24 protein-coding genes are annotated in these 22,567 nt (G+C 70.1%); 8 read left to right on the top strand and 16 right to left on the bottom strand.

The annotated features are described in order from the left end of the window. Positions 1-33: 33 nt before the first annotated feature. Positions 34-702, bottom strand: coding sequence for a TetR/AcrR family transcriptional regulator (locus ACGFML_RS20805; protein ID WP_393545717.1), 669 nt, complete (start codon positions 700-702; stop codon positions 34-36). Positions 703-909: 207 nt separating this feature from the next. On the opposite strand from ACGFML_RS20805, the gene ACGFML_RS20800 reads away from it, so the two are divergent. Then, complete coding sequence (locus ACGFML_RS20800; RefSeq protein WP_393545715.1) at positions 910-1,329, top strand: alpha/beta fold hydrolase; 420 nt, start codon at positions 910-912, stop codon at positions 1,327-1,329. Positions 1,330-1,497: 168 nt separating this feature from the next. Here ACGFML_RS20800 and ACGFML_RS20795 read toward each other — a convergent pair whose 3' ends face one another. The 5 genes from ACGFML_RS20795 to ACGFML_RS20775 form a co-directional block, all read right to left on the bottom strand. Next, complete coding sequence (locus ACGFML_RS20795; RefSeq protein WP_393545714.1) at positions 1,498-2,859, bottom strand: dicarboxylate/amino acid:cation symporter; 1,362 nt, start codon at positions 2,857-2,859, stop codon at positions 1,498-1,500. A 460-nt stretch (positions 2,860-3,319) separates the two neighbouring features. Next, positions 3,320-3,607: a DUF4229 domain-containing protein gene (locus ACGFML_RS20790; protein ID WP_393545713.1), complete on the bottom strand. Its 288-nt coding sequence runs from the start codon at positions 3,605-3,607 to the stop codon at positions 3,320-3,322. Positions 3,608-3,792: 185 nt separating this feature from the next. Then, positions 3,793-4,317: a GNAT family N-acetyltransferase gene (locus ACGFML_RS20785; RefSeq protein WP_393545711.1), complete on the bottom strand. Its 525-nt coding sequence runs from the start codon at positions 4,315-4,317 to the stop codon at positions 3,793-3,795. A gap of 53 nt (positions 4,318-4,370) precedes the next feature. Further along, positions 4,371-5,534 (bottom strand): aminofutalosine synthase MqnE, encoded by a 1,164-nt coding sequence (mqnE, locus tag ACGFML_RS20780; protein WP_393546383.1) that lies wholly within the window; start codon positions 5,532-5,534, stop codon positions 4,371-4,373. A gap of 189 nt (positions 5,535-5,723) precedes the next feature. Beyond that, complete coding sequence (locus tag ACGFML_RS20775; protein WP_393545709.1) at positions 5,724-6,182, bottom strand: Lrp/AsnC family transcriptional regulator; 459 nt, start codon at positions 6,180-6,182, stop codon at positions 5,724-5,726. A 131-nt stretch (positions 6,183-6,313) separates the two neighbouring features. On the opposite strand from ACGFML_RS20775, the gene ACGFML_RS20770 reads away from it, so the two are divergent. Further along, positions 6,314-6,445 carry a hypothetical protein gene (locus ACGFML_RS20770; protein WP_393546436.1) on the top strand — a complete coding sequence of 44 codons (132 nt, stop codon included), beginning with the start codon at positions 6,314-6,316 and terminating at the stop codon, positions 6,443-6,445. A 6-nt stretch (positions 6,446-6,451) separates the two neighbouring features. On the opposite strand, the gene ACGFML_RS20765 is transcribed toward ACGFML_RS20770, so the two are convergent. Further along, the gene (locus tag ACGFML_RS20765; RefSeq protein WP_393545707.1) at positions 6,452-7,174 is read right to left on the bottom strand and encodes a UbiX family flavin prenyltransferase; all 723 of its coding nucleotides are present in this window, start codon (positions 7,172-7,174) and stop codon (positions 6,452-6,454) included. Positions 7,175-7,292: 118 nt separating this feature from the next. Here ACGFML_RS20765 and ACGFML_RS20760 point away from each other — a divergent pair, with 118 nt between their 5' ends. Together ACGFML_RS20760 and ACGFML_RS20755 are read left to right on the top strand one after the other, a co-directional pair. Next, the gene (locus tag ACGFML_RS20760) at positions 7,293-7,886 is read left to right on the top strand and encodes a rhomboid family intramembrane serine protease (RefSeq protein WP_393545705.1); all 594 of its coding nucleotides are present in this window, start codon (positions 7,293-7,295) and stop codon (positions 7,884-7,886) included. A gap of 88 nt (positions 7,887-7,974) precedes the next feature. Then, positions 7,975-8,601 (top strand): DUF4870 domain-containing protein, encoded by a 627-nt coding sequence (locus ACGFML_RS20755; RefSeq protein WP_393545703.1) that lies wholly within the window; start codon positions 7,975-7,977, stop codon positions 8,599-8,601. A 42-nt stretch (positions 8,602-8,643) separates the two neighbouring features. Here the strand turns inward: ACGFML_RS20755 and mqnP are convergent, their stop codons facing one another. After that, positions 8,644-9,573: a menaquinone biosynthesis prenyltransferase MqnP gene (gene mqnP / locus ACGFML_RS20750; RefSeq protein WP_393545701.1), complete on the bottom strand. Its 930-nt coding sequence runs from the start codon at positions 9,571-9,573 to the stop codon at positions 8,644-8,646. Continuing rightward, positions 9,570-11,027: a menaquinone biosynthesis decarboxylase gene (locus tag ACGFML_RS20745; RefSeq protein ID WP_393545699.1), complete on the bottom strand. Its 1,458-nt coding sequence runs from the start codon at positions 11,025-11,027 to the stop codon at positions 9,570-9,572. The genes mqnP and ACGFML_RS20745 overlap by 4 nt, the downstream gene beginning before the upstream one ends. Before the next feature lie 87 nt (positions 11,028-11,114). On the opposite strand from ACGFML_RS20745, the gene ACGFML_RS20740 reads away from it, so the two are divergent. The 4 genes from ACGFML_RS20740 (at position 11,115) to ACGFML_RS20725 (ending at position 14,519) form a co-directional block, all read left to right on the top strand. Further along, a complete protein-coding gene (locus tag ACGFML_RS20740; RefSeq protein WP_393545697.1) occupies positions 11,115-11,561 on the top strand; it encodes a PLD nuclease N-terminal domain-containing protein in 447 nt (148 codons plus the stop codon). A gap of 68 nt (positions 11,562-11,629) precedes the next feature. Continuing rightward, a complete protein-coding gene (locus ACGFML_RS20735; protein ID WP_393545695.1) occupies positions 11,630-12,193 on the top strand; it encodes a nucleoside deaminase in 564 nt (187 codons plus the stop codon). Positions 12,194-12,263: 70 nt separating this feature from the next. Next, complete coding sequence (locus ACGFML_RS20730; RefSeq protein ID WP_393545693.1) at positions 12,264-12,878, top strand: DUF4291 domain-containing protein; 615 nt, start codon at positions 12,264-12,266, stop codon at positions 12,876-12,878. 213 nt (positions 12,879-13,091) lie between these two features. Then, complete coding sequence (locus tag ACGFML_RS20725) at positions 13,092-14,519, top strand: alkaline phosphatase family protein (RefSeq protein WP_393545691.1); 1,428 nt, start codon at positions 13,092-13,094, stop codon at positions 14,517-14,519. An 85-nt stretch (positions 14,520-14,604) separates the two neighbouring features. Here ACGFML_RS20725 and ccsB read toward each other — a convergent pair whose 3' ends face one another. From ccsB to hemL, 7 genes are all read right to left on the bottom strand, one after another. Further along, complete coding sequence (ccsB, locus tag ACGFML_RS20720) at positions 14,605-15,693, bottom strand: c-type cytochrome biogenesis protein CcsB (protein WP_393545689.1); 1,089 nt, start codon at positions 15,691-15,693, stop codon at positions 14,605-14,607. Then, the gene (locus ACGFML_RS20715) at positions 15,690-17,516 is read right to left on the bottom strand and encodes a cytochrome c biogenesis protein ResB (protein WP_393545687.1); all 1,827 of its coding nucleotides are present in this window, start codon (positions 17,514-17,516) and stop codon (positions 15,690-15,692) included. The genes ccsB and ACGFML_RS20715 overlap by 4 nt, the downstream gene beginning before the upstream one ends. Positions 17,517-17,519: 3 nt before the next feature. Next, positions 17,520-18,281: a cytochrome c biogenesis CcdA family protein gene (locus ACGFML_RS20710; protein WP_393545685.1), complete on the bottom strand. Its 762-nt coding sequence runs from the start codon at positions 18,279-18,281 to the stop codon at positions 17,520-17,522. 4 nt (positions 18,282-18,285) lie between these two features. Further along, the gene (locus ACGFML_RS20705; protein ID WP_393545684.1) at positions 18,286-18,897 is read right to left on the bottom strand and encodes a TlpA family protein disulfide reductase; all 612 of its coding nucleotides are present in this window, start codon (positions 18,895-18,897) and stop codon (positions 18,286-18,288) included. A 110-nt stretch (positions 18,898-19,007) separates the two neighbouring features. Next, the gene (locus ACGFML_RS20700) at positions 19,008-20,231 is read right to left on the bottom strand and encodes a hypothetical protein (RefSeq protein WP_393545682.1); all 1,224 of its coding nucleotides are present in this window, start codon (positions 20,229-20,231) and stop codon (positions 19,008-19,010) included. Between the two features lie 145 nt (positions 20,232-20,376). Beyond that, positions 20,377-21,057 carry a histidine phosphatase family protein gene (locus tag ACGFML_RS20695; RefSeq protein WP_393545680.1) on the bottom strand — a complete coding sequence of 227 codons (681 nt, stop codon included), beginning with the start codon at positions 21,055-21,057 and terminating at the stop codon, positions 20,377-20,379. A 26-nt stretch (positions 21,058-21,083) separates the two neighbouring features. Then, positions 21,084-22,391, bottom strand: a complete 1,308-nt coding sequence (gene hemL, locus ACGFML_RS20690) for a glutamate-1-semialdehyde 2,1-aminomutase (RefSeq protein ID WP_393545679.1) — start codon at positions 22,389-22,391, stop codon at positions 21,084-21,086. Positions 22,392-22,567 lie beyond the last annotated feature (176 nt).

Here is a 22,567-nt window from a genome sequence, read left to right as displayed (position 1 = left end):
GCCGGCCCGGCGGGGTCGATCGGCGCGCCGCCGTCAGCCGCCCGGCGCCCAGCGTTCGCCGGCCACCATCCGGCCCAGCCCCGCCCAGGCGAAGTTCATCAGGGTGGCCGCCGTGTCCTTCGCCGCCGGGCGCTCCCCCTCCCCGGGGAACCCTTCGTACGTAGGGGCGTTGGCCCACTCGGCGAGCGACTCGGCCGCCCCGACCAGGGCGTGCGCGAGGCCCGCCACCTCCCGGTCGGCCAGTTCCCCGGCGCAGCCCGCCTCCTTGGCCGTCGCGCCGATCAGCTCCGTGACGAACTCCACGATCTCGTCGCGCATCGCGGCCACTTCACGCGCGAAGGGTTCGCCGTGCGTACGCGCCTGCTGGTGCAGTACCGCCCACCCCTCCGGATGCGCGGCGGTGTGCGCGAAGAAGCCTTTCAGCCCGCTCCACAGCTGCCGGTCCGCCGGCGCGTCCGGCTCGACCGCCGCCCGCACGGCTTCCACCAGCGCGGCGGACTCCCGCCGGATCACCGCCGTGAACAGCTCGTCCTTCGAATGCAGATAGAGGTAGACCAGCGGCTTCGACACCCCGGCGGCCTCGGCGATCTCGTCCATCGAGGCCGCCCGGTAACCACGCCGGGCGAACGTCCCGACCGCCGCGTCCAGCATCTGCCGTTCCCGGACCGCCCGTGGCATCCGCTTGTTCTTCACAGCACTCACGCCGAATGTCCTTCCGTCCCGCCCCTTTACCGCAAAGTAAGTTTACGATCTTCGCCCTCCGCCCTTTGTTTCTTGACACGATCGCGACACCACAAGACGACACGTCTCGCCACGTGGCGCGGGCTGCGCACTCCCACACCCCCGCTGCGACCGGTCATGGGCGTCCGGGCGCCCGGGCGTCCGGCGTCGGCCGGGCGGAGCCCCCTGGTGGACGCGCTCGCCGCGCAGCACCGGGTCATCCGCTACGACCACCGCGACACCGGCCGCTCCGGCCGGCCGTTCGACGCGCGGCCGTACCGCATCGCCGATCTCGCCGCCGACGCGGTCGCCGTCCTGGACGGACTCGGCATCGGGCGGACGCATCTCGTCGGCCTGCCCCTCGGCGGCATGCTCGCCCAGATGGCGCTCGCCGACCACCCCGACCGGTTGATCAGCGCCACCCTCATGGGCACCAGCGCCCTCAGCGCCACCCCCTACACCCGCCCCGACGGCGGCACGGTCCCGGTCGAGGCGCTCCCCGGCATCGCACCCGAGGTCCTGGAGATGCGGGCCCGCCCGGTCGAGGACCACGTCCAGGAGGTCGACGGGGGACCGCCGGGTCGCACACTGGCGGGTACTCGCCGGTGATCGGATCCCCTCGACGCCGACACGCTCCGCGCCCCGGATCTCCGCGTCATCGAGCACACCGGGGCGGCGCCCGGCAGGTGGGACGGCACCGGATCGGTCCGGACACGACAGCGCCCCCGCGGCCGGACGTACCAGCCGCGGGGGCGCCTCTTCGGATCGCCGGGGGCGTCAGCCCGCGGTGGCCGCGGCGGGCACCGCGGTGACCTCGGGCTCGCCCGCCGCCCCGGCCTCGGCTCCGGTCTCGGTCTCGCCGATACGGATGCTGGTCGCCCGGGCGAACGCGTCGCGGTCCAGGATCTTCTCCTTGGCGGAGACCAGGATCGGGATGACCGCCTGACCTGCGACGTTGGTGGCCGTCCGCATCATGTCCAGGATCGGGTCGATGGCCATCAGCAGGCCGACACCCTCCAGGGGCAGTCCCAGGGTGGAGAGGGTCAGGGTCAGCATGACCGTCGCACCGGTCAGACCGGCGGTGGCGGCCGAGCCGATCACCGAGACGAACGCGATCAGGACGTAGTCGCCGATGCCCAGGTGGACATCGAAGATCTGCGCGATGAAGATCGCGGCGATCGCCGGGTAGATCGAGGCGCAGCCGTCCATCTTCGTCGTCGAGCCGAACGGCACCGCGAAGGACGCGTACTCACGCGGCACACCGAGGCGCTCGGTGACCTTCTGGGTGACCGGCATGGTGCCGACCGAGGAGCGGGAGACGAAGGCCAGCTGGATGGCGGGCCAGGCGCCCCGGAAGAACTGCAGCGGGTTGACCTTGGCGACGGTCGACAGCAGCAGCGGGTAGACGCCGAAGAGGACGAGCGCGCAGCCGATGTAGACGTCGACGGTGAAGGTCGCGTACTTGCCGATCAGGTTCCAGCCGTACGTCGCGATGGCGTTGCCGATGAGGCCGACGGTGCCGATCGGGGCGAGGCGGATGACCCACCACAGGGCCTTCTGCAGCAGCTCCAGCACGGAACGGCTGATGTGGAGGACCGGCTCGGCCTTCTCGCCGAGCTGGAGTGCCGCGATACCGGCGACGGCCGCCATGAAGACGATCTGCAGGACGTTCAGCTCGGTGAACGGCGTGATGATGTCGGTGGGGACGATGCCGGTCAGGAAGTCGATCCAGGAGCCGGCGTGCTCGGGGAGCTTGCCGTCCTTGGGGGTCAGGCCGGTGCCCGCGCCGGGGTTGGTCAGCAGGCCGATCGCCAGGCCGATCGCGACGGCGATCAGCGAGGTCGCCATGAACCACAGCAGGGTGCGGGTGGCGAGCCGGGCCGCGTTGTTGACCTGCCGCAGGTTGGTGATCGACACCAGGATGGCGAAGAAGACCAGCGGGGCGACGGCCAGCTTCAGCAGCTGGACGAAGAGGTCGCCGATGTGCTGCAGCGTGGACGTGAGCCAGCCGACGTCACCGCTCTTGGCGATCCAGCCGAGCAGCACGCCGAGCGCGAGACCGGCCAGGATCTGGACCCAGAAGGGGATCTTGGGTATTCGGGACGTCTTGGGCGTCTGGGCAGACGGGGACGAGGACAACGGACACACTCCGGTGAGGACACGTAAGGCACGGGGAACGGCGTGGAACGCCAGGAGATCGAGCGAACTGCGCAGCGGGCGCTCATGGCCCCTTCCGCCCGGAGGGTGGGGGCGTAATGGATCTCCGGCCGCTGGCTGCGGGGGTGGTCAACGGCGGCAACAGGCCGCGGACATACAGCGGCAGAGATCGACGTGCAGGCGCGCCACGAGCGCGACGCTCATGGGGGACGGGGGCGCGACTGCTGTCTTCATGACAAACACGTTAACACTTGAACTTTGAGGAACCCAAAGAAAATCTTTGGGACGAGGCGACACCGCCGGCGGGGCAGTGGCGGGACGGCAGGACCGCACAACGCGGCAGGCGCCCGGTAGTTGGGACATGTCCCAACTACCGGGCGCCTGCCGCGGATGTCGTGATGTGAGGCGTCTTACACCCGGTGCGCGCCCCGACCGGAGCCGCTCAGGCCCCGTCCTCCTGGCTGCGGTTGGCCGCGAGGCGATCGCGCTGACGGTCGACCTTGGCCACGATCTGCTCGGACATCGCATCGCGCTGCTTGCGCAGCAGCACAAAGCTGAGCGGCGCGGAGATCACGATGGCGAGCAGCAGCAGCCAGATGAGATTGGAGCTGCCGACACCGAGCGGAATGATCCGGAAGTAGGCCAGCACCCACACCACGGCGAACGAGGCGATGAAGAGGCCGATACGAAGTGCGGTGTAGCGGAGTGTGGCGAACTGGTGGCTACTCACGGATGGGACCTTCTTCTGAATCATGACGGCGTCGACGAGTCGATTCCCCGAGCCAGGATACGCACTGCGCACCGGCCGCCGGAACGCCCCCTTACGCGGCCTTTCCGGCGTATCGGACCGGCGGGCCGGTGCCGTACCGGCGGGCCGGGGCCGCACCCCGCAGGTCCTGCGCGCTGCCGCCGCGCTCACCCCAGGTCGAGCCACATGGTGACGTCGTCCCGGTAGTCCCCCTCCGCCACCTTGATCGCGCCCGGGACCCGGCCGACCTCTTTGTAGCCGCAGGAGCCGTAGAAGCGGGAGACGCCGGTGCCGCCGCGGCAGGTGAGGCGGATGCCGTGGACGCCGTCGACCGTCCGGGCGGCGTCGGCCACCGCGGACATCAGGGCGCGCCCGGTGCCCCGGCCCTGGTGGTCGGGGTGGACCATCACGGTGTAGACCCAGAGCCAGTGCCGCATCAGCCGGTGGCTGTTGAGGGTCAGGAAGGCCGTGGCCACCACGCGGCCGTCGGCGTCGCGCCCGGTGACCAGGCGTGCCCGGCCCTCGGCCATGGCCGCCAGATGCCGCAGCAGGTCGGCGCGCACGTCGTCGCGGGTGACCGGCGGCACGAAGCCGACGGCGCCGCCGGCGTTGGAGACGTCCGCCCACAGCGCGCAGATCCCGTCGCGGAGCTCGGGGGTGACAGCAGGGTCCAGGTCGAAGCGCACGCTCATGACCTGGACCCTAGGACCTTCCGGTTTCCGCGCCGATGGCGCCCCCGGTCAGGTCAGAGGCGCATCGGCTGGGGCGCCTCGCGGCGGTCCGGGTCCGGGCCCGGGTACTCGCGGATGGACTCGTAGCGGGTGTTGCGCTCGATGGGGCGGAAGCCGGCGTCACGGATGAGGTCGAGCAGGTCGTCGCGGGTGAGCTTGTTCGGCGTGCCGTAGTTGTCCGCGTCGTGCGTGATCTTGTACTCGACGACCGAGCCGTCCATGTCGTCGGCGCCGTGCTGGAGGGCGAGCTGGGTGGTCTGCAGACCGTGCATCACCCAGAAGCACTTGACGTGCGGGACGTTGTCGAACAGCAGGCGGGAGACGGCGAAGGTCTTGAGGGCCTCGGCGCCGCTGGCCATCGTCGTACGGGCCTGGAGCTTGTTGCGGACCTTGCCGTCCTGCATGTCGACGAAGTCGTGCTGGTAGCGCAGCGGGATGAAGACCTGGAAGCCGCCGGTCTCGTCCTGGAGCTCGCGCAGGCGCAGGACGTGGTCGACGCGGTGGCGGGGCTCCTCGATGTGGCCGTAGAGCATGGTCGAGGGGGTCTTGAGGCCCTTTTCGTGGGCCAGGCGGTGGATGCGCGACCAGTCTTCCCAGTGGGTGCGGTGGTCGACGATGTGCTGCCGGACCTCCCAGTCGAAGATCTCGGCGCCGCCGCCGGTCAGCGACTCCAGGCCGGCCTCGATCAGCTCGTCGAGGATCTCGGAGGCGGTCAGGCCCGAGATGGTCTCGAAGTGGTGGATCTCGGTGGCGGTGAAGGCCTTGAGGGAGACCTCCGGGAGGGCTTCCTTGAGGGCCTTCAGGGAGCGCGGGTAGTAGCGCCACGGCAGCGTCGGGTGCAGACCGTTGACGATGTGCAGCTCGGTGAGGTTCTCGCCCTCCATCGCCTTGGCGAGGCGGACGGCCTCCTCGATGCGCATCGTGTACGCGTCCTTCTCCCCCGGCTTGCGCTGGAAGGAGCAGTAGGCGCACGACGCGGTGCACACGTTCGTCATGTTGAGGTGCCGGTTGACGTTGAAGTGCACGACGTCGCCGTTCTTGCGCGTCCGCACCTCGTGGGCGAGGCCGCCCAGCCACGCCAGGTCGTCGGACTCGTAGAGGGCGATACCGTCCTCGCGGGTCAGCCGCTCACCGGCGTGGACCTTCGCCTCCAGCTCGCGCTTCAGGCCCGCGTCCATAGATGCAGCCATCCCGTCGCCTCCCAGTGTCTCTGCCGTATCCGTGCCGCTCCGGTGCCCTTTCGGTACCGGAAAATCGGCTCCGCCGAGCCTACTCCCGTTTTCCGGGTGCATGGAGCGCCCATGCACCCGGGCGGACGGAAGCCCTCGGTGTGCCCCGTCCGCCCGCCGCCGGGCCGGACGCGGCCGTTACTCGGACTCTTCGGGCAGCTCGCCGACGCGGTTCTCCCACTTGGTGGAGAGCACGATGGTGGTACGCGTGCGGGAGACGCCCCTGGTGCCGGAGAGCCGGCGGATGGTGCGCTCCAGTCCGTCGACGTCGCCCACCCGCACCTTGAGCATGTACGAGTCGTCGCCGGCGATGAACCAGCAGTCCTCGATCTCGGCGAGGTCCTTGAGCCGCCGCGCCACGTCCTCGTGGTCCGCGGCGTCCGACAGGGAGATGCCGACGAGCGCGGTGACGCCGAGCCCGAGGGAGGCGGCGTCGACCGTGGCGCGATAGCCGGTGATCACACCGGCCGCTTCGAGCCGGTTGATCCGGTCCGTGACGCTGGGTCCGGAGAGGCCCACGAGCCGGCCGAGCTCCGCATAGGAGGCCCTGCCGTTCTCGCGAAGTGCCTGGATGAGCTGCCTATCCACCGCGTCCATGCCCTCAAGCCTTCCAATCTTTACGCATTTTCGTGTTCTGCATGTAGAATCTAAGGCATACAGGGCCTCATGCCCTGTGATTCTGTCGAATCTTCCGACGATCAGCGACGATCTTCACAGGAGTTGTCACCGTGTACTCGATCGAGATGGCCTACGCCCGCATGCGCGAGCTGCAGGACCAGGCCAATCGTTCACGCGCCCACAAGGAAGCGGCCCCGCAGGCCCGGCGTCTCTTCGGCCGCGCGGCCGCCAAGAAGCGCTAGACACAGCTAGGACGGGCCCGGGGCCTCCTCCTTGGAGCCTCCCCGCAGCTCCCCCTCCCAGCGCCGGTACAGACCGTGCGGCACCTCGGCCGCATCGAGCACCCGGCCCGCGACGAAGTCCACCAGATCCTGGATGTGCGTCGCTCCCGCGTAGAACGCCGGCGAGGCGGGCAACACCACGGCGCCCGCCTCGTCCAGCGTCACCAGATGCTTCAGCGTAGGTCCGTTCAGCGGGGTCTCCCGCACCGTGACCACCAGCCGGCGGCGCTCCTTGAGCGTCACGCTCGCCACCCGCTGGAGAAGATCCTTCGAGAGTCCGAGCGCCACCCCGGCCACACACGCCGTGCTCGCCGGAACGATCAGCATCCCCTTGACGGCATACGAACCGGACGACGGGCCGGCCGCCAGATCACCGGCCGGCCAGTACCGCACATCCGCCAGCGCCTCCTCGGTCACCGGGAAGGTCTCCGGCTTGCCGTCGGCCCCACGCGCCAGCCAATTCCGCAGGTCGGTGCGCCAGTGGGCGTCCCGGAAAGCGATGCCGGTCTCGTCCAGCAACGTCAGCCGAGACGCCCGGCTGACGATGAGATCGACCGCCTCCCCCGCGGCGAGCAGCCCGCGCAGCACGGACGCGGCATACGGCGTTCCGGACGCGCCGGAGATCCCCACGACCCACGGACGGCGGCGTCCGGGATCCTGCTTACTGGTGTTGATGTGCGGCGGCTCCACGACATCGAGCCTATCCGGCGGAACCACTGACCCCGTCACGGCCGTTCCCCCTTGTGTGCCCCTCGCACCGCCTTGCCGGGGGGCCGCCCCCCGGGGGACGAGAAGGGACGGCCGGAAGATGAGCGCACGCCTGAAGCCCGCGATCTGCCTGATGCTGGGCTGGGGCGCCCTGCTCTGGGCACTGGAGGGGCTCGACTTCGTCAGCGGCAACGCCCTGGACGCCTTCGGCATCCAGCCGCGCGACCCCGCCGAGCTGGTCGACGTGGTGCCCGCCGCCTTCCTGCACTTCGGCTTCGACCACCTGGCAGCCAACACCGTGCCGCTGCTGGTGCTCGGCTTCGTCGCCGCGCTGCGCGCCGGGATACGCCGCTTCCTGGCCGTCGTCGCGCTGATCGTCGTCACCAGCGGCCTCGGCGTCTGGCTGACGGCCGCCCCGGGCAGCAACACCGCGGGCGCCTCCGGCGTCGTCTTCGGTCTCTTCGGCTATCTCCTGGTGCGCGGCTTCATCGAGCGCAAGCTCGTCGATGTCGGCATCGGGGTGCTGGTCGGCGCGGTGTACGGCTCGATCGTCTGGGGCGCGCTGCCGACCGACAGCCAGATCAGCTGGCAGGGCCACCTGTTCGGGCTGGCGGGCGGTGTGGCCGCCGCTTTCGTGCTGCGCCGGCGCACGCGTTCGGTCACCGCCGGGCCCGCTGTCCGCGCCGTCCCGTAGTCTCGGAAGAACGGGACCCGCGGGCCGCCAGGGGGAGTTGACGCCCGGGCAGCGGGTGGCAGCATGAGCGCAACGGGGTGAGCAGAGCATGTCCGACTACCACCAGCCCGGATACGGGCCGCACACCGGTGGACCGCAGCAGCCGTACGGCGCGCAGCCGACCTGGGGCGGCCCCGATCCGGCGGCGGGCGGCTCCTACGGCTATCCGCCGGGCCCCGGGTATCCGGTGGACCCCCTCTATCAACAGCCCGGCTACGGCGGCCCCCAGCCGCCCGCGCCCTCGACGAGCCCCGCGATGTGGACCCACCTCGGCGCACTGCTGACCGTCGTGGTGGGCTCGGGGATGTGCTGCGGTCTCGGCGGCTTCCTCGGGTGGGTGGCTCCGCTGTCCATCCGCAACGGCGCCCGCCACCGCCACGACCTCTACGTCCGCCACCACGCCACCCAGGCCATGAACTTCGGCTTCACCCAGGCGATCGTGGCGGGCCTCGGGCTGGTCCTGTACGTCGGCAGCACCCTCATCTTCGCGGCCGCCGCCAATCCCGCCCAGCGCGACGGCCCCGGGGTGGCGGTGCCGGTGCTGACGGTGATGGGCATCATGGCCGCCTACGCCATCGCCGGCATGGTCTGCGCCGTCATCGGCACGGTGAAGGCGAACAGCGGCGAGCTGTGGACGTACCCGCGGCTGATCGCCTGGCCGATGGCCAAGGTCTGAGTCGCGCGCGGACCGCCGGCCGGGGCCCGGCCGGCGGACCCGTCAGACCGTCAGGCCGCGCACCAGCAGATCCAGCAGCGCGCAGAGGAAGAGCGCGATGCCGATGAAGCCGTTGACCGTGAAGAAGGCCCGGTTGAGCCGGGACAGGTCGTGCGGGCGCACGATGGTGTGCTCGTAGAGGAAGGCCGCGGCCACGATCACCAGGCCGGCCCAGAAGAAGATCCCGGCACCGGTGGCCAGCGCGTACCAGACCAGCAGCGCGGTGGTGACGGCATGGCAGGCGCGGGCACCGTGCAGGGCCGCCGGGATGCCGAAGCGGGCCGGCACCGACTTCACACCGTGTGCCCGGTCGGCCTGGACGTCCTGACAGCCGAAGATCAGGTCGAAGCCGCCGATCCAGACGCCGACCGCGAGACCGAGGACGACCGCGTCCCAGGACCAGGTCCCGCTGATCGCGATCCAGGCGCCGACCGGCCCCATCGCCTGGGCGAGACCCAGGATCGCGTGCGGGAAGTCGGTGAAGCGCTTGCCGTACGGATAGACCACCATCGGCACCACCGCGATCGGCGCCAGCGCCAGGCACAGCGGGTTGAGCAGCGCCGCGGCACCGAGGAACACCACCACGGCGACCAGCGCACCGGTCCACGCGGCCTTCACGGTGACCGCGCCGGTGACCAGCTCGCGGCCGGCCGTCCGCGGGTTCCGGGCGTCGATCTCGCGGTCGATGATGCGGTTGCAGGCCATCGCGAACGTCCGCAGCCCGACCATCGCGACGGTGACGAGCAGCAGCCGGCCCCAGTGGATGTTCCTGTCCCACTGGAACATCGCGGTGAGCGCGGCGATATAGGCGAAGGGCAGCGCGAAGACCGAGTGCTCGATCATCACCAGCCGGAGAAACGCCGGGACGCCCCCGCGCGGGCGGGCAGGCTCTACGTTCGCGCTGCCGCCTTCGGCAACGGCTTCGCCGCTCACAGGCCGTACTCCTTCCAACGCTTGGTCACTCGGTCGGCGACCTGCGGGTCGGACTCGACCATGTGCGGCCAGCCCCCGTCCCGCGTGTAGCCCTCCTCGGGCCACTTCGCGGTCGCGTCGATACCCGCCTTGCCGCCCCAGAACTGCTGGTAGGAGGCGTGGTCGAGATGGTCGACGGGGCCTTCGGCGACGGTGAGGTCGCGGGCGTAGTCGGTGTTGCCCAGTGCCCGCCAGGACACCTCGTGGAGGTTGTGGACATCGCAGTCCGCGTCCACGACCACGATCAGCTTGGTCAGCGACATCATGTGCGCGCCCCAGATGGCGTGCATCACCTTCTGCGCGTGCTTGGGGTACTTCTTGTCGATCGAGACGATCGCGCAGTTGTGGAAGCCGCCGGACTCCGGGAGGTGGTAGTCCACGATGTCCGGGACGATGATCTTGAGCAGCGGCAGGAAGAACCGCTCGGTGGCGCGGCCCAGCGGACCGTCCTCCGTCGGCGGGCGGCCCACGACGATCGACTGGAGCAGCGGGCGCCGCCGCATCGTCACGCAGTCGATCGTCAGCGCCGGGAACGGCTCCTGCGGCGTGTAGAAGCCGGTGTGGTCGCCGAACGGCCCCTCGGGCAGCATCTCCCCGGGCTCCAGCCAGCCCTCCAGCACCACCTCGGCGTTCGCCGGGACCTGCAGCGGGACGGTCTTGCAGTCGACCATCTCGACCCGCTTGCCCTGTACGAAGCCCGCCAAGAGGTATTCGTCGATGTCGCCGGGCAGCGGTGCCGTCGAGGCGTACGTCACCGCCGGCGGGCAGCCGAAGGCGATCGCGACCGGCAGCCGCTCACCGCGCTTGGCGGCGGCCTGGTAGTGGTTGCGGCTGTCCTTGTGGATCTGCCAGTGCATGCCGATGGTGCGCTTGTCGTGGCGCTGGAGGCGGTAGAGGCCCAGATTGCGCACGCCCGTCTCCGGGTGCTTGGTGTGCGTCAGCCCCAGGTTGAAGAAGGAGCCGCCGTCCTCGGGCCAGGTGAACAGGGCCGGAAGCCGGTCGAGATCCACCTCGTCCCCCTGGAGCACGACGTCCTGGACGGGTGCGCTCTCGCCCTTCACCTTCTTCGGCGGGACGTGCATCATTCCGGCGAGCTTGCCGAACGCCTCCCGCACCCCGACGAAGCCCTGCGGCAGCTCCGGCTTGAGCAGCCCGCCGATCTTGTCGCTGATGTCGCCGTACGACGTCAGGCCGAGCGCCTTGAGCAGCCGGCGGTCGGTGCCGTAGACATTCATGGCCAGCGGCATCGCCGAGCCCTTGACGTTCTCGAAGAGCAGCGCCGGGCCACCGGACTTCTGCACCCGGTCCACGATCTCGCCGACTTCCAGATACGGGTCGACCTCGGCCTTGATGCGCTTGAGGTCGCCCTCGCGCTCCAGGGCCCGCAGCAGGGAGCGAAGATCGTCGTAAGCCATACGCCCCAGTATCCGGTACGCACTACCCTGTACGGGTCACCGGGCCCCGCCGCGGGCCCGCCACCGCGCGTAGGGGGACGTCCCGCAATGCTCAGGTATCTGCCGGTCCTCTTGGTCCTGGCGCTGTGGATCTACGCCTTCATCGACTGCCTCAACACCCCCGAATCGCAGGTGCGCGGCCTGCCCAAGGTGGCGTGGGTGATCATCATCCTGCTCTTCGGCGAGGTGCTGCTCGGCCCGATCGCCTGGCTGGTGGCGGGCAAGCAGCGGCGGCCGGCGACGGCCGGGGGCGGCACTCCCGCCGAGTGGCACCGCAGCCGCAGCAGCCGGAAGTGGATCGCGCCGGACGACAACCCCGAGTTCCTCAGCTCCCTCAAGGACGCGAACAAGAAGGACGAGGCGCTGCTCAAGGACTGGGAGGCCGACCTGCGGCGCCGCGAGGAGGAGCTGCGGCGCAGTCAGGGCCCTGCGGACCGCCGGGCGGAAGAGGCCACGGACGGCCCCGAGGACACCCCGCCGCCTGCCAAGGGCTGAGCCCTCCCGCCCGCACTTCGCCCGTTCGCACGTTGCCGGGCCGCGGCGGGGCGAGGAGAGTGGCGGTCATGGACCAGGCACCGGATCAGCGCCGTACGCAGGACTGGGCGGCCGACCGCGACGAGCTCCGGCTGCGCGGCAGCGCCGACGGCCGCGGCGACCCGCACGGCCACCCCGATCACCTCCAGGAACAGGCCCGCACGATGCTGGCCACGGCGGTCGCCGAGGCGCGGGCCGGGCTGGCCGAGGGCGGCATCCCGATCGGTGCGGCGCTCTACGGGCCGGACGGGATGCTGCTGGGGCGGGGCCGCAACCGCCGCGTCCAGGACGACGACCCGTCGATGCACGCCGAGACCGCGGCCTTCCGCGCTGCCGGCCGGCAGCGCAGCTACCGCGGTACGACGATGGTGACCACCCTCTCGCCCTGCTGGTACTGCAGCGGACTGGTGCGTCAGTTCGGCATCTCCCGGGTGGTGATCGGCGAGGCCCGGTCCTTCCACGGCGGACACGACTGGCTCGCCCGGCACGGCGTACGGATCGTGCTGCTGGACGACCCCGGGTGCGCGGGCATGATGCGGGACTTCATCGGGACGCATCCGGCGCTGTGGAACGAGGACATCGGCGACGAGTAGGCGGCAGGCGGGCGGGCCGGAGCGGAATCCGGTGGCCGCCGGGCCGCCCCCTGGGCAAGGATGAGCCCCCATGAGCACCGGCCCCGGCATCCCCGAACCCGCCCGCCGCATCCGGGCGCGGCACACCGCGCACACCGTCACCGTCTATCAGGCGTACGCCCCCGCGCTCGGCGTGCCGGCCGCGCGGGACGGCCGTTTCCCCACGGCCTGGAAGCGCGGGCGGATGACCTGGATCAAGCCGTCGTTCCTGTGGATGATGTACCGCTGCGGCTGGGGCACCAAGGACAGCCAGGAGACGGTGCTGGCCGTTGAGATCGACCGGGCGGGCTTCGACTGGGCGCTGGGCCACGCGTGCCTGTCGCACTACGACGCCGAGGAGCACGCCGACCGCACGGCCTGGCAGTGGCAGTTGAAGACCTCGCCGGCCCGTGTGCAGTGGGACCCGGAGCGCGATCTGCATCTGTCGGCGCTGCCGCACCGGTCGCTGCAGCTGGGGCTGGCCGGAGAGGCCGCGCGGCGGTACGCGGACGAGTGGACGGTGGCCATCTCGGATGTGACGCCGCTGGCGCACGAGATCCACGGGCTGGTGCGTTCGGGGCGGACCGAGGAGGCCGCCGCGCTGCTCCCGGAGGAGGATCCGTACCCGGCACCCGGGGGAACTCCGGGCCTGAGCCGCGTGTCCTGACAAGGCGTCATCCACGCGTAGCCGGGGCCCCTCACGGTCCGCAGCGGCCTGCTTCGTGTGGCGTACGAGACGTAGCGACGACCGGCCAACTCGCGTCCGTTCACGGCCAATTGACACATCGTTCAGATACCGACCCCTGCCCGGGAAACCCTGCCACCGCCACAGTCGGTTCGGCCCTCCGAGGCCGCACGCGACTCAGGGAGAGTGGCACATATGCCCGACATGACCCGACGCAGACTCCTCGGCTCCGCAGCCGGCGCGCTCGGCGGCGGAGCCGCGCTGTCGCTCCTGCCACCCAGCGTCCAGAAGGCCGTGGCCGCCGGACCCCCGCGTCACGGCTCGCTCGAGGACGTCGAGCACGTCGTGATGCTCATGCAGGAGAACCGCTCCTTCGACCACTATTTCGGCACCCTGCGCGGCGTCCGCGGCTTCGCCGACCCGGACGCGCTCGCCCTGCCCGACGGCCGGTCCGTCTTCCACCAGCCGGACGCGGAGAACCCGGACGGCTACCTGCTGCCGTTCCGCCTCAACACGCACACCTCCAGCGCACAGGCCATCCCCTCCACCAGCCACGCCTGGTCGGTCCAGCACGACGCGTGGAACGGCGGACGGATGGACCGCTGGCTGCCCGCCCACCGCAAGGCCGACGGGATCAACGGTCCGTACGTGATGGGCTATCACACCCGCGAGGACATCCCCTTCCAGTTCGCCCTCGCCGAGACGTTCACCCTCTGCGACAACTACTTCTGCTCGGTCCTCGGCCCCACCTGGCCCAACCGCCTCTACTGGATGACCGGCACGATCGACGCGGGCGGCACACGGGGCGGCCCGGTCCTCAACAACACCGCGCCCAAGCCGTACCGCTGGACGACGTACGCGGAGCGGCTGGAGACGGCCGGCATCAGCTGGAAGGTGTACCAGGAGGAGGACGACTACGGCTGCAATCTGCTGGAGCAGTTCCAGACGTTCCGGGACGCCAAGCCGGGCCAGGCCCTGTACGAGCGCGGGGTACGGCCGCAACCGGCCGGGACCTTCGAGGACGACGCCCGCCACGACCGGCTGCCGGCCGTCTCCTGGCTGATCCCCACCAGCACGGAGTCCGAGCACCCGGACTACCTGCCGGCCGCCGGCGCCGACTACGTCGCCAAGAAGATCGAGGCCATCGCCGCGAACCCGAAGGTGTGGCGCAAGACCGTCTTCATCCTCAATTACGACGAGAACGACGGGCTCTTCGACCATGTGCCGCCACCGGTGCCGGCCGCCGGCACCCAGGACGAGTTCGTCCAGGGCCTGCCGATCGGCGGCGGATTCCGCGTCCCGTGCCTGATCGTCTCTCCCTGGACGGTCGGCGGCTGGGCCGCCGGCGACGCCTTCGACCACACCTCGGTGCTGCAGTTCCTGGAGCGGTTCACCGGCGTCACGGAGCCCAACATCAGCGACTGGCGGCGCGCGGCCTTCGGCGATCTGACCTCCGCGTTCGGCTTCCGGCACGGCGTCCGCCGGCCGCCGCGGCTGCCGGACGACACCGCCGCGCAGCTGGCCGACGCCCAGTGGGAGGTGGCGAACCTGCCGAAGCCGACGCTGCCGGGGGGCGGTCAGCTGCCGCCCCGCCAGGAGCGCGGGCGGCGCAGGCGGCGCTGAGAAGGGCCCGGCACACAGCGGTGCCGTACGGGGGCCGGCGCGGGGCGGGCCCGGTTCCGTACGGCACCGGTGCGGGTGGGGCGGCTCAGACTCCGGCGTAGGAGTGCAGCCCCGTCACGAAGATGTTCACGCCGAAGTAGTTGAACAGGTAGCAGGCGAACCCGATCAGGCCCACCACGGCGGCCTTGCGGCCCTTCCAGCCGGCCGTGGCACGGGCGTGCAGGTAGCAGGCGTAGGCGACCCAGGTGATGAAGGACCAGACCTCCTTGGGGTCCCAGCCCCAGTAGCGGCCCCAGGCAGCCCCGGCCCAGATGGCGCCCGCGATGATCGTGAACGTCCACAGCGGGAAGACGGTGGCGTTGATGCGGTAGGCGAACTTGTCCAGCGAGGCCGCCGAGGGCAGCCGCTCCAGCACGGAGGTGGCGAACGCGCCGGGCTGCTTGCCCGACGGGTTGGCGAGCTTGGCCTCGTAGGGGTCGCGGAAGAGGAAGAGCAGCGTGGCGACCGCGCCGACGTAGAGCGCCGCACCGGAGATGATCGCGCAGCTGACGTGGATCCACAGCCAGTACGAGTGCAGCGCGGGCACCAGCTGGTCGCTGGCGGTGTAGAGCACCGAGACGGCGAGCCCGAGGTCGAGCAGGACGGTGGTGACCAGGGGCAGGCCGATCCAGCGGACGTTCTTCTTCAGGACGAGCAGCAGCAGGTAGAAGCCCACCGCCACGCCACCGAGCGTCGTGGAGAACTCGTACATGTTGCCCCAGGGGGCACGCTGCACGGACAGGGCGCGGGTGACGATGCCCGCGACGTGCAGCGCCCAGGCCAGGACGGTCAGCGAGATGGCGATCCGGCCGTAGAGGTCGCCCTTCTCGGTGCCGCCCGCGGCGCCGGGGCCGTCGGGGACGTCACGGCTGCCGGCCGCGGCCTTCGTGATGATCTTCGGGCGTTCCAGGACGGCGGTCCCGCCGCCCTGCCGAGCCGCCTGGACGGAGACCGCGGCGGGCGCCTTCGCGTCGGCCGTGAGGGCGGCGGCGGTGCGGCCGACCTTGCTGCGGCTGCCGAACACCCACTCGGCCATGTGCGCGAGGAAGGCGAGGGTGTAGACGGCCATCGCCGAATAGACCAGCAGATTGCTGTTGTGGGCCAGTGTCTCGTTGGCTGCGGCCGCGAGGTTCACGCGCGCGCTCCTTCGGAGGGATCAGCAGGATCGGCAGAGTCGGTGGGCTCCGTCGGGTCTTCGTCGGCGGCGTCGGCCGCGGGCCCGGCGTCCGGGGCGAGCGGGGCGTTCGGCCCGAGCGCCACGGCGAGACCGGCGAGTTCGTCCGGCAGCCGGGGAGACTCGCTGCGGCCCAGACCCGCCATCTCGACGACGGTGACGCCGTCGGCGGCCCGCTCCGCGCGGACCCAGATCCGGCGCCGTTGGATGAACAGCGAGCCGGCCAGGCCGACCAGGGCGCAGACCGCGCCGGTCAGTGCGAGACCGTTGCCGGGCTGGTGAGTGATCTTGAAGCTGGCCCAGCTCTTGACGCCGTCGAAGGTGAGGGAGCCCTGGCCGCCGGGGAGCTGCATCGTGCTGTCGGCCTCGAGGTCCTTCTTCGAGAGGCCGCCCTTGCCGCCGGCGTGCTGCTTCGCCTGCTGCGCCATGCGGTCCTTGGGCAGCAGCATCTTCTTGAAGATGTTGCCCTTGGCGTCCTTGTACTGCTTCATCCGTTTGGTGTCGAGCTGGTAGACGTTCTGCGGCAGACCGGAGTCGACGCCCAGGTCGCCGTGCCAGGCGTTCACCGCCAGCACGGGGAAGTCCAGCGCGGGGAACTGCGAGAACATCGACCCGGAGTTCTTGCCGCCGAAGGTCGGTACGAACAGCCCGTTGAAACCGAGCTGGTTGCGCTTGCCGTCCTTGGTCTCGGCGCCGGGCACCTTGACCACACCGGTCGAGGTGAAGTTCTTCGGGTCCTGCGGCAGGAAGGGCACCGCGCCGTGGTAGACGACCTTGCCGCGGCCGTCCTTGACGGTGACCACCGGCGAGTAGCCGTGCGAGAGCAGGAAGACCTTGTTGCCCGCGATGTCGAGCGGCGTGTTCACCTCGATCGCCTTCTTGTGCTCCTTGCCGTCCGCACCGGTGAAGTACGTGACGTCGGCGCGGAAGACGCGGGGGGTGCCCTTCTGCGGCCCGGTCCGCTCGTAGGTCGCCTCGAACTTCTTCAGCGAGAAGCCGAACGGCTCCATGGTGTCGGTGTCGAAGAACGGGCCGGACTTGAAGTCGTCGTACTGGACGAGGCTGTTGGAGAAGCCGTCGCCCTCGGTGATCAGCTTGCCGCCCTCGGACTTCCACAGGCTGCCCACGGCGAACGCCACCAGCATGACGATCAGCGCGACGTGGAAGAGGAGGTTGCCGACCTCCCGCAGATAGCCCTTCTCGGCGGCGACCGCGGTGCCCGTCCGGTGCACCCGGAATCGGCGCTTCTTCAGCATCCGCTGCGCCGCCTCGAGGATCGCCTCGGGCTCGGCCTCGCTGCGCCAGGTGGTGTACGCGGGGAGCCGGGTCAGCCGGCGCGGCGCGGCCGGCGGGCGGCCGCGGAGCTGTCCGACGAACTGCCAGGTGCGCGGGACGATGCAGCCGATCAGCGAGATGAACAGCAGCAGGTAGATCGCCGAGAACCACACCGAGCTGTAGACGTGGAACATGCCCAGCTTGTCGTAGATCGCACCGAGCATGTCGTGGTCGGTCTTGAACTGCTCGACCTTGACCGGGTCGATGCTGGTCTGGGGGATCAGCGAGCCGGGGATCGCCCCGATGGAGAGCAGGAACAGCAGCAACAGCGCCACCCGCATGGAGGTCAGCTGCCGCCAGAACCAGCGCGCCCAGCCGATGGGGCCGAGCGAGGGGAAGCTGACGTCTTCCTGGGGGGCGGTGGAGAGCTGGGATCCGGCGGCGCCGAGCTCGGCGCCCGCATCGGGCGCCGAGCCGGGTTCGCGGGGGATGTCGGTCTTCGTGGACATCAATCAGATCCCAACATTGAAGCTTTGCGTCCAGGTCTGGAGGTCCTGCATCAGGCTGTCCCAGACGCCGGTGACGAGGACGATGCCGAGGGCGATCATCATGCCGCCGCCGATCCGCATCACCCACTGGTAGTGCCGCTTGACCCAGCCGAACGCCCCGAGCACCCGGCGGAAGGCCAGCGCAACGGCGATGAACGGCAGACCCAGACCCAGACAGTAGGCCACGGTGAGCAGGGCGCCCCGCCCGGCGCTGGCGTCGTAGAGCGAGAGGGTGCTGACGGCGGCGAAGGTGGGGCCCAGGCAGGGCGTCCAGCCGATCCCGAAGAGCGCGCCGAGCACCGGCGCGCCGATCAGCCCCATGGCGGGCTTCTTGTGGAAGCGCAGCTCGCGCTGGCCGAAGCGCCGCAGGACACCCGCGAACGCCAGGCCGAGCAGGATCATCAGCACACCGAGGACCCGCGAGACGATGTCCTTGTATCCCTGGAGTGCCTGGCCGAAGTAGCCGAAGAGGGCGCCGGTGGAGACGAAGACGGCGGTGAAGCCGAGGACGAACAGGGAGGCACCGGCGAGCATCCGGCCGCGCCGGGCCTCGCCGAGGTCGGTGCCGGTGACGCCGGTCACGTACGACATGTAGCCGGGAACCAGCGGCAGGACGCAGGGGGAGAAGAAGGAGACGAGGCCGGCGAACAGCGCCACGGGTACGGCGGCGAGCAGGGCGCCGGACAGGACGGTCTGGTTCTCCGCGGCGGCGGCGAGCGCGATCACGCGATCACTTCTCGGTGGTCAGTGGGGCGATCATCTTGCGCAGATCGCCCTCGGTGAGCGGACCGAGCGAGCGGGCGGCGATCCTGCCGTGCCGGTCGATGGCGATCGTGGAGGGGATGGCCTGCGGGTTGAGGCTGCCCTTGGGGAACCGCAGCATCAGCTTGCCGGTCGGGTCGTACAGGCTCGGGTACGGCATCTTGTGCAGCTCCTCGAAGCTGACCGCCTGCGACTTCTCGTTGTCGCGGGTGTTGATGCCGATGAACTGGACGCCCTTGGCCTTGGTCGCGTTCGCGACCTTGGCGAAGTTCGGCGCCTCCGCGCTGCACGGCCCGCACCACGATCCCCAGACGTTGAGGATGACGACCTTGCCCTTGTAGTCGGCGACGTCGAGCCGCTTCTTGCTGGTGGTGGTCTCACCGGACAGGTCGGGCGCGGGCTGGCGGTCGGCCTTGGGCACGGTGTCGATGCCGTTCTTGCCCTGGACGAACCTGGTCTGGGAGGAGCCGCCGGAGACGCCTTCACCACAGGCGCTCAGCGTCAGCGAAGCCACCGCGACCCCTGCGCCGAACAGGGCGAGACGGCGACGACTGGTGCGGCGTGGACGGCAGGCACTCATGTGAAAAGTTTCGCATGGGCCGATTCCGGATCTTCCACACCCCCCCTCACCCGGTGGCACCCGGCGCAAAGGGGCATGTCAGACGTACGGGCTCGGGCCGGCGTACGGACTCAGGCCGCCGAGAGGTAGGAGTTCCAGCCGCCGGCCGGCCGCTCGCCGACCCCCATCCGCTGGAGCTTGGCCAGTACCTCCGGGTCCTGTGCGTCGACCCAGTCGGTGAACTGCCGGAACGACACCAGATGCACGTCCCGGTTGCTCTCGTTCGCGATGCGCTTGAGCGCTTCCTCGACGGCGTCCATATAGATCCCGCCGTTCCACTGCTCGAAGTGGTTGCCGATGAAGAACGGCGCGCGGTTCGTCTCGTAGGCCCTGCGGAATCCGGCGATGTAGGCGTCGGTGGCCTGCTGCCGCCATCCGGGGTAGTTCACCGGCGGGGCCTTGGTGGAGTTCCGCGACTGATTGGCGAGGATGTTGTAGTCCATCGAGAGGACCTCGAAGGAGTGACCCGGGAAGGGAATCTGCTGGAGCGGGTAGTCCCAGATGCCGAGCTTTTTCCTGGGCCACATCTGCAGACCGCCGGGCGAGCTGGCGTCGTAGCGCCATCCGAGATTCTTGGCGGTCGGCAGCAGGTTTTCCTGACCGAGCAGGCAGGGGGTGCGGCCGCCGACCAATTCCTTGCGGTAGTCGAACGGCAGCGGTTCTATGTCCGTGAACCCCGTATGCGTACGCCACTTGGTGACGAAATCCACCGCCTGGTCGATCTCGGACTGCCATTGCCGGGGCGTCCAGTGCTTCACGGCGCCGGAGCCGGAGCAGAAGTGGCCGTTGAAGTGGGTGCCGACCTCGTGGCCGTCCAGCCACGCCGTGCGCACGTTCTTCAGCGTCGCCTTGATGTGGTCATCGGTGAGGTAGCCGATGTCGGAGGCGCCGCGCCGGTTGTTCGGCGGCTCGTAGAGGTGCCGCTTGGACTCCGGCAGGAGGTAGAGGCCGGAGAGGAAGAACGTCATGGCCGCGCCATGGTCCTTCGCGAGTTTGAGGAAGCGCGGGAAGAGGCCGTTTCCGACCTCTCCCGCGCCGTCCCAGGAGAACACCACGAACTGCGGCGGGGTCTGGCCGGGCTCCAGCCGTTCGGGCCGCTTGGGCTGATTGGGCTGCGCCCCTGAATTGGCGGTCGAGCCGTCACCGATGAGCTTTGAACGGGCCTGCACCGAGTTCTGCACCCGCTGCTTGTCCGCCTCCTCGCCCGAATCGGACGAGGAGCAGCCTGCTATGCCGAAGGCCGCCGCTGCTCCAACTCCCATGCCCAGCAGGTCCCGCCGACTCATTGCGCGCATACCGTGACCCCATCCGTACTCGCCGTACTCGTTGTCCATATAAACGGACAACCGAGTAGAGGGCATGTCGAACGCCGGGGTTCCGGTTTACTCGCTCAAATCTCTTTTTCGGTCCTCGATTGACGTACCGCCAATTGAGGCGTCATCAGGCCCCGAAAGCCTTGGCCTTTCCCTTGACGGGTTTGCCGCCCGCCAGAAGATGGGAGGGAACCAGATCACGCGCGGGCTCGGTGTAGCCGACCGAGATGAGCTTGTCGCCGTGGAAGGTGAACGACGTCAGCGAGGCCAGCGTGCACTGCCGCTTCCGCGGGTCGTGCCACAGACGCCGCCGCTCGGCGAAGCTGCGCACGATCCAGATCGGCAGCTGATGGCTGACCGCCACCGCCTCGTGCCCGCGCGCCGCGTCCCGCGCCGCACCGAGCGCCGCCATCATCCGGACGACCTGCTCGATGTACGGCTCGCCCCACGAGGGCCGGAACGGATTCGTCAGGTACTTCCAGTTCCCCGGATTCTTGAGCGCGCCGTCACCGACACCGAAGGTCTTGCCCTCGAAGACGTTGCCCGCCTCGATCAGCCGCTCGTCGGTGGCCGGCTCCAGGTCATGGGCACCGGCGACCGGCAGCGCCGTCTCCTGCGCCCGCTCGAGCGGGGAGGCGACGACATGGGTGATGTCCCGCTCCGCCAGATGCTCCGCGACCCGGTCGGCCATCTTCCGCCCCAGATCGGAGAGGTGATAGCCGGGCCGGCGCCCGTAGAGGACGCCCTCGGGGTTGTGTACCTCGCCGTGCCGCATCAGATGCACCACGGTGATGTCGTCGCTGCTCATGTCACCCGTCTCCCGGTCCGGCCCGCTCATGCGGTGGCCTCGGCGGCGGCCCGCGCGGCCGACGGCAGCGCGGCGGCGATGCGCTCCACGGCCGCCGTGTCGTGCGCGGTCGACACGAACCACGACTCGAAGGCCGACGGCGGCAGGTAGACGCCCTGCTCCAGCATGGCGTGGAAGAAGGCGGTGAAGCGGAACGACTCCTGCGCCTTGGCGCTGTCGTAGTCCGTCACGTCCCGGTCGGTGAAGAAGACCGAGAACATGTTGCCCGCCACCTGGACGCGGTGTGCCACACCCGCCTTGGTGAACGCCTCGCCGACCAGTCCCCGCAGCTCGGCCGAGACCGCGTCGACCTTCTCGTACGCCGCGTCGTCCAGCAGCCGCAGCTGCGCGACACCGGCGGCGGTGGCGATCGGGTTCCCGGAGAGGGTGCCCGCCTGGTAGACGGGGCCGACCGGCGCGAGGTGCGCCATGACGTCCGCGCGGCCGCCGAACGCCGCGGCCGGGAAGCCGCCGCCCATCACCTTCCCGAAGGTCATCAGGTCCGGGCGGACGCCGTCGAGGCCGTACCAGCCGGCCTTGCTGACCCGGAAGCCGGTCATGACCTCGTCGGAGATGTAGAGCGCGCCGTTGGCGGTGCAGAGGTCCTTGAGGCCCTGATTGAAGCCCGGCAGCGGCGGCACCACGCCCATGTTGCCCGCCGACGCCTCGGTGATCACACACGCGATCTCGCCCTGGTGCGCGGCGAACGCGGCGCGGACCGCCTCGATGTCGTTGTACGGCAGCACGATGGTGTCGCCGGCCTGCGCGCCGGTCACCCCGGGCGTGTCGGGCAGACCGAAGGTCGCCACGCCCGAACCGGCCGCGGCCAGCAACGCGTCGACGTGCCCGTGGTAGCAACCCGCGAACTTGATCACCTTGGCCCGGCCGGTGAAGCCGCGCGCCAGCCGGATCGCCGACATCGTCGCCTCGGTGCCCGACGACACCAGCCGCACCTGCTCGACCGGCTCGATACGGGCGACGATTTCCTCTGCCAGCTCGACCTCGCCGGCGCCGGGCGTGCCGAAGGACGTGCCGCGGGCGACCGCCTCCTGGACCGCGGCGATCACCTCGGGGTGCGCGTGGCCGAGGATCATCGGCCCCCACGAACACACCAGATCGACGTATTCACGACCATCAACATCAGTGAGATACGGACCCGTACCGGACACCATGAACCGGGGCGTACCACCCACGGCCCGGAACGCCCGCACCGGGGAATTGACGCCGCCCGGGGTCACCACGGACGCCCGGTCGAACAGCGACTGCGAAACAGGGGCTTCATACGGAAAAGACACTGTGATCCTGACCTGCATAAACGGAGGGAGGGCGGCGGCACACGGACACGGCCCGGCTGACAACGGTACGGATTCCCCTCGCGGACCCCTCAGGGGCGCCACTCGGTTCCATCTCGGTCCCTTTTTGATTCCTCTCGCTCTCGACCGGGCGTCAGGCCCCGTGCGTCTGCAAAACT

This window comes from Streptomyces sp. NPDC048650, assembly GCF_043199095.1.
In the GTDB taxonomy this organism is placed as follows: domain Bacteria; phylum Actinomycetota; class Actinomycetes; order Streptomycetales; family Streptomycetaceae; genus Streptomyces.
Note: the sequence above shows the minus strand (reverse complement) of the source record. Positions and strands in the feature narration are given on the sequence as shown.